The organism is Spongiivirga sp. MCCC 1A20706 (genome assembly GCF_046524175.1).
In the GTDB taxonomy this organism is placed as follows: Bacteria; Bacteroidota; Bacteroidia; order Flavobacteriales; family Flavobacteriaceae; genus Spongiivirga.
Genome location: NZ_JBEFZF010000005.1, coordinates 358351 through 372493, shown reverse-complemented (window position 1 = coordinate 372493; position 14143 = coordinate 358351). Strand labels below are relative to the sequence as shown.

General features: G+C 35.4%; 13 protein-coding genes. 9 read left to right on the top strand and 4 right to left on the bottom strand.

The genetic code is table 11. The features are described from left to right. The first annotated feature begins 14 nt into the window (after positions 1 to 14). The 9 genes from ABN763_RS14130 (at position 15) to ABN763_RS14090 (ending at position 10640) form a co-directional block, all read left to right on the top strand. Positions 15 to 1784: a 1-deoxy-D-xylulose-5-phosphate synthase gene (locus tag ABN763_RS14130; RefSeq protein ID WP_410486133.1), complete on the top strand. Its 1770-nt coding sequence runs from the start codon at positions 15 to 17 to the stop codon at positions 1782 to 1784. A 50-nt stretch (positions 1785 to 1834) separates the two neighbouring features. After that, positions 1835 to 2872, top strand: coding sequence for a DUF3078 domain-containing protein (locus ABN763_RS14125; RefSeq protein ID WP_410486132.1), 1038 nt, complete (start codon positions 1835 to 1837; stop codon positions 2870 to 2872). A 155-nt stretch (positions 2873 to 3027) separates the two neighbouring features. Continuing rightward, a complete protein-coding gene (locus ABN763_RS14120) occupies positions 3028 to 4119 on the top strand; it encodes a helix-turn-helix domain-containing protein (protein ID WP_410486131.1) in 1092 nt (363 codons plus the stop codon). Positions 4120 to 4222: 103 nt separating this feature from the next. Next, positions 4223 to 5125, top strand: a complete 903-nt coding sequence (locus ABN763_RS14115) for a hypothetical protein (protein ID WP_410486130.1) — start codon at positions 4223 to 4225, stop codon at positions 5123 to 5125. Between the two features lie 36 nt (positions 5126 to 5161). After that, on the top strand, positions 5162 to 5722 hold the full coding sequence (locus ABN763_RS14110; protein WP_410486129.1) for a porin family protein: 561 nt from the start codon (positions 5162 to 5164) through the stop codon (positions 5720 to 5722). A gap of 88 nt (positions 5723 to 5810) precedes the next feature. Further along, on the top strand, positions 5811 to 6890 hold the full coding sequence (locus ABN763_RS14105) for a serine hydrolase domain-containing protein (RefSeq protein ID WP_410486128.1): 1080 nt from the start codon (positions 5811 to 5813) through the stop codon (positions 6888 to 6890). Between the two features lie 271 nt (positions 6891 to 7161). Then, positions 7162 to 8328, top strand: coding sequence for a S1 family peptidase (locus ABN763_RS14100; protein ID WP_410486127.1), 1167 nt, complete (start codon positions 7162 to 7164; stop codon positions 8326 to 8328). Between the two features lie 11 nt (positions 8329 to 8339). Further along, positions 8340 to 9731 carry a serine hydrolase domain-containing protein gene (locus ABN763_RS14095; RefSeq protein WP_410486126.1) on the top strand — a complete coding sequence of 464 codons (1392 nt, stop codon included), beginning with the start codon at positions 8340 to 8342 and terminating at the stop codon, positions 9729 to 9731. 24 nt (positions 9732 to 9755) lie between these two features. Beyond that, positions 9756 to 10640 carry an alpha/beta fold hydrolase gene (locus ABN763_RS14090; RefSeq protein ID WP_410486125.1) on the top strand — a complete coding sequence of 295 codons (885 nt, stop codon included), beginning with the start codon at positions 9756 to 9758 and terminating at the stop codon, positions 10638 to 10640. A 39-nt stretch (positions 10641 to 10679) separates the two neighbouring features. Here the strand turns inward: ABN763_RS14090 and ABN763_RS14085 are convergent, their stop codons facing one another. The 4 genes from ABN763_RS14085 to feoB form a co-directional block, all read right to left on the bottom strand. Further along, the gene (locus tag ABN763_RS14085; RefSeq protein ID WP_410486124.1) at positions 10680 to 11147 is read right to left on the bottom strand and encodes a CBS domain-containing protein; all 468 of its coding nucleotides are present in this window, start codon (positions 11145 to 11147) and stop codon (positions 10680 to 10682) included. 107 nt (positions 11148 to 11254) lie between these two features. Then, positions 11255 to 11401 (bottom strand): hypothetical protein, encoded by a 147-nt coding sequence (locus ABN763_RS14080; protein WP_410486123.1) that lies wholly within the window; start codon positions 11399 to 11401, stop codon positions 11255 to 11257. Between the two features lie 53 nt (positions 11402 to 11454). After that, a complete protein-coding gene (locus tag ABN763_RS14075) occupies positions 11455 to 11886 on the bottom strand; it encodes a hypothetical protein (protein ID WP_410486122.1) in 432 nt (143 codons plus the stop codon). A gap of 4 nt (positions 11887 to 11890) precedes the next feature. Then, complete coding sequence (gene feoB, locus ABN763_RS14070) at positions 11891 to 14140, bottom strand: ferrous iron transport protein B (protein ID WP_410486121.1); 2250 nt, start codon at positions 14138 to 14140, stop codon at positions 11891 to 11893. Positions 14141 to 14143: the final 3 nt, after the last annotated feature.

Genomic DNA, 14143 nt, shown 5'->3' with positions numbered 1-14143 from the left:
TTTATCAACTTATAATGGTACTACTAAAAAATATCGATTCACCTAAAGATCTCCGTACTTTAAAAAAGAACGACCTACCTCAGCTCGCCCGAGAGTTGCGGGAGTTTATTATCGACATTGTTAGCACCAAAGAAGGGCATTTAGGTGCCAGTTTGGGCGTTGTTGAACTTACCATTGCATTACATTATGTATTCGATACACCAAATGACCAGTTGATTTGGGATGTAGGCCATCAGGCATATGGACATAAAATACTTACTGGGCGTAAAGATATTTTTGACACCAACAGAAGACTAAACGGGATTAGCGGATTTCCAAAAAGAGCTGAAAGCGAATACGATGCTTTTGGCGTAGGGCACTCATCTACTTCCATTTCTGCAGCTTTAGGTATGGCAATTGCATCTAACTTAAAAGGAGAAACAGAAAAACAACATATTGCGGTCATTGGGGATGCTTCTATTGCCAGCGGAATGGCATTTGAAGGTTTAAACCATGCTGGTGTTACCGATGCAAATTTATTAGTAATCTTAAATGATAATGCAATCGGTATTGATCCTAGCGTAGGAGCCTTGAAGCAGTATTTAACCAATGTAAAGAAAGGCACTGTGCGGGAAGAAAATATCTTCGAAGCACTTAATTTTGAATATTCAGGCCCCATTGATGGACATGATTTGGGTGCATTAGTTACCGAATTAGCACGACTTAAAAAGATAAAAGGCCCAAAGTTTTTACATGTGATCACTACCAAAGGCAAGGGGCTTCAACAAGCAGAGGAAAACCAGGTAGCATATCATGCGCCTGGAAAATTTGACAAAACTACCGGCGAGCTAACTCCAAAAGCAACCAATGGAGACGAGCCACCAAAATACCAAGATGTTTTTGGTCACACCATTGTTGAATTGGCCAAGAAAAATGAAAAAATTATCGGAATAACACCCGCAATGCCTACAGGAAGCTCGTTAAAATTTATGATGCAGGCCGTGCCGGCTAGGGCTATTGATGTTGGCATTGCTGAGCAGCATGCTGTGACTTTGGCCGCAGGGATGGTAACGCAAGGGATGGTGGTTTTTTGTAACGTGTATTCTACTTTTTTGCAACGTGCCTATGATCAAGTGATACACGATGTGGCACTTCAAAACCTTCCTGTTATATTCTGTTTAGATCGTGCCGGGTTAGTAGGTCAGGATGGCGCCACACATCACGGGGTTTATGATATTTCGTATTTAAGGTGCATCCCGAACCTGATCATTTTTGAACCGATGAATGAAAGTGAACTTCGAAACATTATGTATACTGCTCAATTAGGATTAGATCATCCTATTGCAATTAGATACCCTAGAGGTAGAGGAGTATTAACGAAATGGGAAACGTCATTTAAGAAGATTGAAATCGGAAGTGTTCGAAAACTTTCCAACGGAAGTCAGATTGCTATTTTATCCTTAGGCCATATAGGGAATACCGTAACAAACTTGCTGAATGATTCTTTGTTGCGCAATAATATTGCGCACTTTGATATGCGTTTCGTTAAACCTTTAGATGAGGCCATGTTACATGAAATTTTTAATGAGTTTGAACATGTTATTACTTTAGAAAATGGTGTGAAAAAAGGTGGCTTTGGCTCAGCAATATTAGAATTTGCTGTAGATAATCATTATAAAAATAGCATTAAGGTATTTGGTATTCCAGACCAATTTATTGAGCATGGAACCATTGAAGAACTTCAAGAAATTGCACAAATTGATATCAGTAGCCTTAAAAATTACATTGAAAAAATTCTGAAATAGCCTTTCATTTTACTGATCGTATGTATTTTTGAAGCTTTATTGGTCTATTCATGCGAAAAGCACTGCTACTTTTCATTTTAATACTAACTAGTCATATCGGCTTAGCCCAACGTGGTTATCAAAACCCGATACCAGAAATTAAAACTGAAGGAGTAAGAAAATTTAAGCCAGATCTTGGAATTTTACCTTTCGATGAGCAGTGGCTACGATTTAGCGTAGCGATCGATACGATGTGGTGGACTAAAAAAAACAACTTTGGGATTGACCTAAGTCAAGTGTCATTCGTTAATTGGAATGCCGGGGGGAATAATGCTATTTCCGGATTAGTAAAGGGTGCAATTACGAGAAATTACTTGCGCAAATTGGTTAGCTGGGATAATGAAATCGAAGCACGCTATGGCTTGAGTAAACAACAAGAAACCGAGGTGCGTAAAACTGATGATTTAGTACGTTTGAAAAGTACTTTCGGATATAGAAAAGACAGTGTTTCTAGCTGGTATTATTCCGTAAAACTTGATTTTAGAACACAGTTTACAGACGGATTTAAGTATCCTGATACTTCCACCCCAATTTCCCGGTTTATGGCACCGGGATACTTGTTTTTGGGTGTTGGTGCCGAGTATGCGCCAAAAAAGAAAAAATTTAAGCTGTTTTTATCTCCGCTAACGCAAAAATCGACTTTTGTGCTAGATCAAGATTTGGCCGATGCCGGTTCTTTTGGAGTTGAAAAAGCTGTTTTAGATGCTGATGGGAATGTTGTTCAACGAGGTAAGAACTCCAGAAATGAACTGGGGATTCTTATTACACATAACTGGGAATTTCCCATTTACGAAAACATGAATTTTAAGACCAATAGTACTTTCTATTCAGATTATTTAAACAAATTTGGAAATATCGACATCGACTGGGAAGTACTGATCGATTTTAAGGTAAATGAGTATGTCAATGCATCGCTAGGCACTCAGGTACTTTATGATGATGATGTAAAATTTAGAGATGATCTCGATGGAGATGGCACTTTAGAGACACTCGGTCCTAGAGTTCAATTTAGACAAGTATTGGGTATTGGGTTTAACTATAATTTTTAACTCAAAGACCCGCAATAATAAATCTTCTAAAGAAAAAGCTAATTACTATTAATAGAATGTGAAATGTTTGTTTAGCGTTAAACAGACCTTTATCTATGCAAAATTCTTAATGCCTGAATAAAAGGCGTTTTTATAAAAAATAATAGTTATATCGATTGAATACTACCCTGCTTGAAATATCAATAATTGCAAGTACTATTATTGGTTGCTTTATAAGCATCGTATTGTTTACATCTTCTTTTTATAGAAGTCGAGCGAATAACTATTTGGCACTATCATTACTAATACTATCAATTTTAACCCTTTTATTATGGTTAGAGTTGGAGTATGAAGACAGTATCTTGCTTGCATTCATTGGTAATTTAAAGTTAGAAGCATTATTTGCGAGTACCTTATTTACCTATTTTTTAATTCAGATTAAACATAACTTTTATAAAAGTAGGAGGTATAAACTGCTGTATCTTCCCTTTATTAGTTGTGTTATTCTTGAAATACCCGTTTACTATTTCAATTTATACGGTTCAGTTTCTGAATTGATCCTATTCTTATTTAGAGATACATTAGCGATCATTTTTAATACAGTGCTAATTTTTTGGAGTAGAAAATTAATTATAAAAGCCACTAGTATTTCCAAGGATAAAAGACGTTGGATATTGCGTTTAAACCTTTTTATGATATTACTAATCATGTGTTGGATACTAACACGGATAGAAGCGTATGTATTTCAATCATTTTATACGGTATATATTTTAACGATAGGCATGTCTTTGTCTTTGTGGTGGGTACTTTATTATGGCATATTTAAGTTACAGATCATTGCTCAAAAAGAAGAAATACATAAGTATCTGCTCACAAAAAAAGCAGCCAAAAATCAACCAAAAAAGAAAATAAATAGTACCACTACCTCAAAAATTATATCTGAACTATACCTATTAATGGAAGAGGAAGAGTTGTACAAAAATCCACTGTTAAGTAGGGCTGATTTAGCCAATGAATTGAACACAAACGAAGGTTATTTATCTCAAATCATCAATCAGGAAATTAACAAAAGTGTTATTCAATTTGTCAATGATTATAGAATTGAAGCTGCCAAAAAACTGCTAAAAGATCCAGTTTTTAATAAATACTCAGTCGAAGCCATAGGCATGGAAGCGGGTTTTAAATCGAAGAGTGCATTTTATAATACTTTTAAAATGAGCTTAGACATGTCACCAGGTATGTATAGAAAACTTCAAATAACGTCCTGATTCGTGTGATCCCTTCGTTTTAGTACTTCTACAAAGCAAAAAACAGCTGCTGCTGTTTACTGCAACAATACTTTTGCATCGATAAATCAAAAAACATAAATCGATGAAAAGAGTATCCTTAAAAATGACAAACCGTATTGGTTTTCGTTTTATCCCCAAAATGCTACTAATATTTTTAGCAATTGTTACAGGGTCATGTTCTAATGATGATGACCAACCGACTACCGCTATTACAGAAATCTCTCAAGAAATTAAAAACCTTATCTATTTCAAAGGAGATGAAAAAGCAGCCACTGTACTAATTACCGTATCAGGAGGACCAGGTACAGTTATAGGTTCAGATACCGTAGATGATTTTTCCCCATTTCTTAATCCAAAAGGCATTTTAACCGTAGCGGTACATCAGGCGCAAACATTAAATCCTGAGATCCTTGCCGGAAATGATATTACGTTAGCGCAAGCCAGTTCTTTTGATGCAGAAAGTACCGAGATGCTTGGTAAAGTGATTGCCTATTTTAAAAATCAAGGTAGAACGGTGTATGTCGTTGGGCTTTCATTTGGCTCATTTGTTACGCAAGACCTTATTGCAAAAAAAGGAATAAATAGTGCCGATAAGTACCTTATTCTGGCAGGAAGATTAGATATGAATGAAATTGTTTGGCAGGCAGCCGCCGAAGGGAAAACGAGCTATTTCGAAAATGGGATTACGCCTATAATAAACCCAGAGCCGAACCCCGATGTTAAAGAAAGAAACCTTGAAAGAATAGGTGCTGGATTTGTGATGAACCGATATACTCAGCTATTTAATTCTATCGAGAGTTTATGCAACCTCACATACATTTATGGAGAAGTAGATCAAGCTGTTGGCGCTCTTACCGCTAACGAGATTCAATTTTTAGAGTCGAAAAATGCCAACGTAATTAAAGGGCCTGGAGATCATGATGATACGCTTAACAACTTTTTAGAACGCGGTTTTGAAGAGGCTTTTGACATAACAGTACAATAATAGTTAACAACACCATAATCAAAAAACATAAAAAATATGAAAAAATTAGTATTAGCAATCGTAATTGCGGCTATAGGATTTACAAACATCAATGCACAAGACATTAAACTTGGCACAAAAGCAGGGCTAAACTTTGCATTTATTACTGGAGACGATACAGATGACATTACTCCCAATACAGATTTCCATTTTGGCATTATGGCAGAATTTAAGATTTCAGATAAATTCTCTTTTCAACCCGAATTAATCTATTCTGGACAGGGGTCTGATCTAAATATTGCATCCGAAGGCAGTATTAGTTTAAACTATCTAAATCTTCCTTTGATAGGCAAGTACTATGTTACAAAACAATTGAGTTTAGAAGCTGGACCTCAAATTGGTTATTTGCTCTCTACTAAAGGAGGTAGTGTGGATTATAAAGATTTTTTAAAACCTACGGATTTTGGTGTCGGTTTAGGTGTCGGCTACAAACTTGATAACGGACTCAATTTTAGCGCAAGATATAATCTTGGACTAACTAACATTAATGATGTAGAGGGTGTCACGGATAAAAACAGAAATGGAGTAATTCAACTATCTGTTGGCTATTTCTTCTAAAATTGAATTTTATAGCTACCCAGGTGAATTCACTTGGGTTTTATTTAAACTTTTATTTCGATCACAATCAATTAAACAATATAAAATCATGAAAAAAACAGATACGATCTTATTACTTCTAATAATGTCATTTTCATTAATGAATTTTAGTTGTACTAATAGTGATGATGGGGTAATAATTGATGATTTTTCTTCTCTTGATAAAGAACTTTTGGCGAGAGATTTTTCAGGTGTTGTTTTAGTAACTCAAAATGACGATATCTTATTTAATAAAGCATATGGAAGAAAAAATAATCAAGAAAATGGATTGAATGATATCAATACTGTTTTTGATATGGGCTCTATTACTAAACAATTTACTGCGGCTGGGATTTTAAAATTAGAGATGCAAAATGAGCTCTCAGTTAATGATAATTTATCAAAATACTTTGATGCTGTTCCTAACGACAAAAAAAATATAACCATTCATCAGTTGCTCACACATTCTTCTGGTTTAGTAGGTGGAATCGGTGGAGATTATGAAACCATTACCGAGGAAGCGTTTTTAGATCAAGTATTTGATAGCGAATTAATTGGTCCCGTTGGAGAAAGATTTAATTATTCTAATGTAGGCTATAGCTTACTTGGTTTAATAATTGAAAAAGCTAGTGGAATGGATTATGAAAGCTTTTTAAATCTAGAGATTTTTGAACCTTCAAACATGTACCATACTGGTTATATAATTCCAGATTGGCAACAAAATGAAGTGGCCAATGGTTATTTGAATGGTGTTGAAAATGATAAGCCAAATGAAGAGAATTGGAGTGACAATGGTCCGTATCTCAATCTTAAAGGAAATGGAGGGATTCTAACACGAGCGAATGATTTATTACTCTGGAGCCAATCAATAATGAATAATACCGTACTAGATGAAGCAACTACCTCTAAATATCTTTTTCCGCATTTTCAACCTACAGGTTTATATGAAAGCTATGGATATGGCTGGGGTATTGAAAATAATGATTCAGAGAATAAGTTAGTGGTACATGGAGGTACGACTGAATTTTTTGCATCTGATATGTGGATCTACCCAAACAAGGGAATTACAATAATCGTACTCAGTAATGAACTTAAGGAATCTGTTTACACAATTGCACCAGAGATATCAAATTTTTTATTAACGGAGTAAAAGTAATATGTACAAACCTGAGTTCGATTATTGTGAATTAGCATTGAAAGTTGTCATTTCGAGTGTTTTTTCTGAGGCACGATAGAAAAAATGTATCGAGAAAGACTACGTTCTCTTCCCAACCTCGGTCTCGATACAATTTTTTACAATTTCGATTGAATCTTACTTGCAAAAAATCACTCGACCTGACATCATGTTTTATTAATCGAACTCATGTTACAACAATATTTACATAGACTAATAAAAGCATAACTAAAAATTTTAAAATAAAATGAAAAAAATAAACGCAATCATTGTAATGCTATTGCTGTCATTAATTTTAGCAAGTTTCAGCTATATAACAAATAGTAAACAAGATCCGATGATCATCAGACATGATAAAGATGAAGCCGAGTTCATAAAGCTTGCTGAGCGCTTCGAAAAATATATGTGTCATTTAAATCTACCCGATTGTGAGGGCACCATCATCGCAGATCAATGGGCAATCACCGCCGCACATTGCGCAATCGGAATTGCTGAAAAATTTAATAATGGACTGAAGCACTTTGTTATTGTAAACAATGAAGAAATTGAAGTAGATAAGGTCATCATGTATAAGGAATGGGATGATATCCAAAAAAACCCTTCCAATTATAACGATATGACACCATTAAATGATATCGCATTAGTACATCTAAAGACAAAACCCATTGGTGCGTTGCAAGCAAAATTATATGTCGATGAAGACGAAGTGGATAAACTGATTTATATGGTAGGAAAAGGAGATATAGGTACTGGCTTAACTGGAGTAAAAGGGAATGATGGAAAGCAAAGAGGCGCCACCAATAGGATTGAAACCGCTAAAGGCAAATGGCTAACATGGACCTTTGATCATCCTGATACCAAATCAAAATATCTAACCGAATATGAAGGTATTAGTGGTCCAGGAGATAGCGGAGGGCCAGCCTTTATTGTAAAGGACGATACGGTATATCTAGCCGGAATTAGCTCATGGCAAGACACCAAGGATGGTCCGGAAGGTTTATATGGTGTTGTAGAAAATTACGCTAGAGTGTCGCACTTTATAAAGTGGATTCAAGAAGAAATGTCCGGAACGGACTCTAAGTCAGAGCCGATGTTAAGGGTAGAGCCAAAAGCAAACGCCATTGATGACAGACCCAAAGCCATCGATATAAATCCAAATGCATTAAATCAATACGTAGGGGATTATAAATTAAAAGAAACGACCATAAAGATCTATACTGAAGAGAATGGAACAAAACTGTATCTATTCGTGGCTGACCAACAACCCTATGAATTGGTCCCAACAGCAAAACACCAATTTACTTTTAAACTATCAAATGAATATAAAGTAGAATTCAAGAATCTAAAAAATGGTGTTTTTAAAGAATTAATTGCAACTCAACCTGAAGGGACATATACAGCGATTCGCAAATAAAAAAGATGAAAATGCTAAATAAAATCAAAAAAACAAAAGCAATCTTAATACTTCTAATGATGTCATTCTCATTGACGAGTTTTAGTTGTACTAACAGTAAATCAAAAACTTTCGCTTTAAATACAGAAAATATCTTAAAACAATATGTCGGCGAGTATATATATGAAGCAGTAGGAATTTCCATAATGATTTATACCAAAGAAGAAGAAAATAACAGAAAGCTTTATTTGTTTGTGTCGGGGGATCAAGAAAGTGAATTGATGATCACAGGAGAACATAAATTTGCTTTTAGAGCAGAACCAGAATTTAAAGTAGAGTTCAGGAACAAGAAAAATGGGATTTTTAATGAATTAGTTCTAATACAACCGCAGGGAAACGTAACAGCGGTTCGTAAAGAAAAGGCAACTATTAAAATTGATGATCTAGCAACGATTGATGATAAACTTACTGAAAGAGATTTTAGAGGAGTGGTTTTAGTCGCCCAAAATGACAGTATTATTTTCAACAAAGCCTATGGTAAAAAGAATAACCAAGAAAATGGACTTAATGACCTTAATACCGTTTTTGATATTTGTTCTATTACAAAACAGTTTACGGCAGCAGGCATTCTAAAACTATCGACGCAAAATAAACTTACTGTTACCGATAAACTATCAAAATACTTTGATGATGTTCCAAAAGACAAAAAAGACATCACCATACATCAACTGCTAACACATTCCTCCGGATTGGCAATTGGAATAGGCGATGATTATGATACAATTACAGAAGAAAAGTTCCTACGTCGTGTATTTCGAAGTAGATTGATAAGTACAGTTGGTAAAGAATTTAACTATTCTAATATTGGATATAGTTTACTTGCCTTAATCATTGAAAAGGTTAGCGGTATGGAATATGAAAGCTTTTTAAATGAATACATTTTTAAACCTTCAAAAATGTATCACACCGGTTATGTCATTCCAAAATGGAAAAAAGATGATGTTGCCAATGGTTTTTTTGAAGGCCAGCAGGCCAAAAAACCAAACGAAGAAAATTGGAGTGATAAAGGACCATATCTTAATCTTAAAGGAAATGGAGGTATTTTAGCAAGTGCCAATGATATGCTGCTTTGGAGCAAAGCAATACGAGAGAACACTGTTTTTGATGAAGCCACAACGGCTACCTATCTCTATCCTCATTTTGAATACAGCGGCGGAAACGAGACCTACGGATATGGTTGGTGGATTGAAAATAATGATACCGAAAATAAGCTAGTGCGTCATAGTGGCGGGAGTGATCTATTTGCTACAGATTTATGGATGTATCCCCAAAAGGGAATTACCATTATTGTATTTAGTAATACACAAGATTTGACAGTATTGTCGATTACAAGAAAGATTTCAAATTTTTTATTGCAGGAATAAATTAACGCAAGCCCTAGTTCATAAATGAGTAAGAGAGATCAGTTTTTAATTTTAAAAGACGAAAGAAAACTGGGTTTTGCTGAATATGGTAAGCGAGGTGGTTTTCCTATTATTTATTGTCATGGTTCGCAAAGTTCAAGATTGGAAATGCATTATGACATGTCATTCGCCTTGAAGAACGATTTACGAATAATTATAGTCGATAGACCCGGTCATGGAATTTCAGATTTTAATCCTAATGGCTCTATTCTAGAATTTGGAAACGATATTAAACAATTAGTAGACCATCTGAAAATTAATAGGTTCTCTGTCGCAGGAATGTCGGCAGGTGCTCCTTTTGCTTTAGGTATTGCATATTTATTTCCAGAAAGCGTCTATAAAACCTCCGTAATTAGCGGATTTGCACCTTTCAATAATGAAAGTAAAAAACACCTATCAAACAAAGTTCTACAGATACTTAACCTCGCTAAATCACTTCCTTTTTTTGTAAAATTCTTACTTAAGCTTCAGGCTAAAAAAATAGTTCATAAGCCCAAAAAAGTGCTTCAAGGCTTTTTGAATATCATGAGCGAACCTGATCAAAGAATCCCGAAAAATGAATCTGTAAGACAAGTTATTGAAAGCACGTTTAAAGAGGCTTTTAGAAACGGCAGTAAAGGCATAGCCTATGAGATTTGCAATGTACTAGTCCAAGATTGGGAGTTTGAATTGGATGAAATTCAAGCGCCGATTACATTTTGGCAAGGAGAAAAAGATACTAATGTACCTTTTAGATGGGCAGAATTAATGGCGAATAGCTTTAGTAATGCCAATCTAAGGAAATATCCTGAAGAAGGACATTTATTAATATTCAAATATGCTCAAGAGATATTTACCGAACTAAAAGAAGTTGGCACTCATACAGATTAAGATGCTGTCGACTGAAGACTGATTACTGACAACTAAAGGCTACCAGCTTTGACCGCTTAACTTTAAAGCACCTTTTAGAATGTCTTTTCGGCTAATCTGTCCAACTAGCTTTCCATTTTGCATAATGGGGAAGCGCCGTCTTTTTGAGTCGTAAAACTGCTTTGCGGTGTCAAATATATTTTTATCCCACTCAATAGTTTCTACATTGGTGTACATATATTTTTCTACCGTTTGATCTCCCATGGGCATATTAAAGTAACGACTTTCCGATACCTGTTTCATACAATCACCTTCAGAAATCATGCCGACCAACTTCCCAGTATTATCAACGACGGGTCCTCCAGAAATTCGTTTTTTAATTAGCACCTCCATTACTTCCAAAACCGATTGATCGGGTTTAAAAAGTATTAAATCTTCTACCTTGGTCATGTAATCTGATACTAAAATGGGAGCATCATATTCTTTTTTTTGCTCGGCTTGCGCGCCTCTAAAACTTTTAATCCCCATAGCTGTTAGTGTTGTGGTTGGTATTAGAATTCAATTTTGAATAGAAAACATCAAAATGAATTATCGTAAGTTAATAAAGATAAGGGGTTTAGTTTAGAATACCAATCTTAATTGCAACCACAGTCGTCTCCACAACCATTTTTTTTAGCATTTTTTCGGGAACCAATGCGTCTTGGGAAGAATTTATTCACTAGAAAAACGATCGCACCAATGAAGGTGATTAGCACTAAAATGGTTTGAAGATCGAGTTTCATAAATGCAATATTTGCTATTTTTATTATTGGTCGATTATTACAAAGATAGCGCACTATTGTTTAAAATAGATATCTACATAATCTGCGACTTGATCACAAGGATTATTGATATTGTTTAGGCGCCAATATTTGCGTTTGCCTTTTGCTTTGAATTTGAAAATGCCATTGCGCTTACAAGCTTCACCGTCATTAATAAAACTTACTGAAGTTTCTATTATTCCGGTAAAAACCAATTCATTTAAGCTGGTAACTTTAAGTGTCCCATCAATTTTTAAATAATCAGCGTTTTCTTTACTTTTTTGTGCTCCGTTTATGGTGTATTCGTTGGGGTTTTCTGTTTTGGTGACCATTGCTTTACCAAAGTAGTCCCATGAAATCCATTGCAAAGAGATCATGTGTTCTCCAACTAATTTTTCATCAAAATTAGACTGAGCGTTTAGAAATTGAAGCCCGAAGAATAGCACTATTAGAAGCAATTTCTTCATACTGTTATGTTAAAAATTGATAAGCAATTAACGATACGATATATGCGATAAAGCTCATTGATACAAGTTGTAGAACCGGCCATTTCCAGCTGTTCGTTTCTTTTTTTACAATGGCTAGGGTACTCATACATTGCATAGCAAATGCATAAAACAATAGTAATGAAATGCCCGTGGCGAAGGTAAATACTTTTTTACCCGAATCTGCATGCACTTCTGACCGCATTTTGGTTGTTATGGTGTTCCCTTCTTCATCTTCACCTTCGCTACCTACGCTATAAATCGTGGCGAGTGAGCCAATAAAGACTTCTCGTGCAGCGAATGAACTTACCAATGCAATACCAATTTTCCAGTCGTAACCTAAGGGCTTAATCGCTGGTTCAATTGTTTTTCCTAAGGCACCAAGAACAGAGTTTTCAAGTTTGTACGCTGCAATTTCATCATTGACAATTTCCTGACCAAAAATAGGGAGTTGCTCCTCGACGGCACTCTTTATTTCTTCATCGGTTAATGTCTGGTCGTTGCTCGCCGCATCTTCTTGCAGCTGCCTTTTAAATCTTATTACTTTATTGTCTATTGATATTTTTTGTATTTCGCTAAAACCGTTTTCCGAAATGGACTCGGTCACGATTTGATCTGCATTTTTAAAGGAATCATTCACGCCGACTGATGCCAAAACCCAAAGAACAATGGAAAGCGCTAAAATAATTTTACCCGCCCCGAATACAAACGATTTTGTTTTTTCTAGTACATTAATTAGTACATTTTTAAACATTGGGACTTTGTAGCTGGGCATTTCAATAACGAAATAAGACCTACTTCTAATTTTTAAGGTTTTACTAAGAATGTAAGAAGCAAGAATTGCCGCAGCAAAACCTATTAAATAAAGTAACATTAAAGTTAGTGCCTGAGCACTCAATCCTAGGTATTGATCGTTAGGAATAACAAGAGCAATGATGATAGCATAAACAGGTAATCGTGCAGAACATGTGGTAAAAGGCGTTACCAAAATGGTGATTAGCCGTTCTTTCCAACTTTCAATATTTCTTGTAGCCATAACGGCAGGTATGGCACATGCGGTTCCAGAAATTAGTGGTACAACGCTTTTTCCGCTAAGCCCGAAACGTCGCATTCCGCGATCCATTAAGAATACCACTCTACTCATATATCCGGACTCTTCTAAAACTGATAAAAAGAGAAATAAAAATGCGATCTGCGGGATAAAAATCACAATTCCCCCTAATCCGGGGATAATACCTTCAGCAATCAGATCGGTAAATACTCCGGGAGGCATTGAGTTTTTGGTCCATTCGCTTAATGAGGCAAAAGCATTATCAATAAAATCCATTGGGACGGTACTCCAATTGAAAATCGCTTGAAAAATGGTCAATAAAATAGCAAAGAAAATAACATACCCCCAAACTTTGTGTGTAAGAATACGGTCTAGTCTTATACGAATATCAGTTGCCGACTCAAGATCGACTTTTTGTCCCTGTTTAAGCACATTATTTATAAACTGATAGCGCTTAACTGTTTCTTTTTGCTGTAACCTTTTTAAGTGCGATTTCGATTTCGTCTGAAATTCGGTCGCATCGGCAATTGTCTTTCTATCAATATTATTAAAATTGACATCTTGGGTAATCACTAACCATAGCTTATACAATTGTTGATTCGGGAAAGCCTTTTGAAGACCCTCAAAATATTCCGAGTCAATTTCTGAGGTGTTTAAGCAGGGTGCGGTATCTAATTTTTTATAGGAGATGATGAGTTCTTTTAACTCATCAATACCTTGACTTTTTCGTGTACTTATTAGTGCAATTTTTGTTTTTAATTGCTCTTCCAGTAGTTTAATATTGAGACTAATTCCCTTGCGTTTCATTCTGTCGGCCATATTAATGACTAGAATGGTCGGAATATTAAGATCTTTGATTTGGGTGAAAAGAAGTAGGTTTCTTTTTAAGTTTTCAACATCAGTAACTACAATGGCTACATCGGGAAAGTCTTTGTCATTTTTGTTTAGCAATAACTCAATCACTACATTTTCATCCAAAGACGAAGCGTTTAGACTGTAAGTGCCAGGCAGGTCTAAAATATGTGCTTTTATACCCCTTTCGAGCTTGCAAACACCTTCTTTTTTCTCAACAGTAATACCGGGATAATTGCCTACTTTTTGGTTGAGTCCAGTAAGTGAATTAAAAACTGATGTTTTTCCGGTATTGGGATTCCCAATGAGTGCTACATTTAGTTGTTTGCTCATATG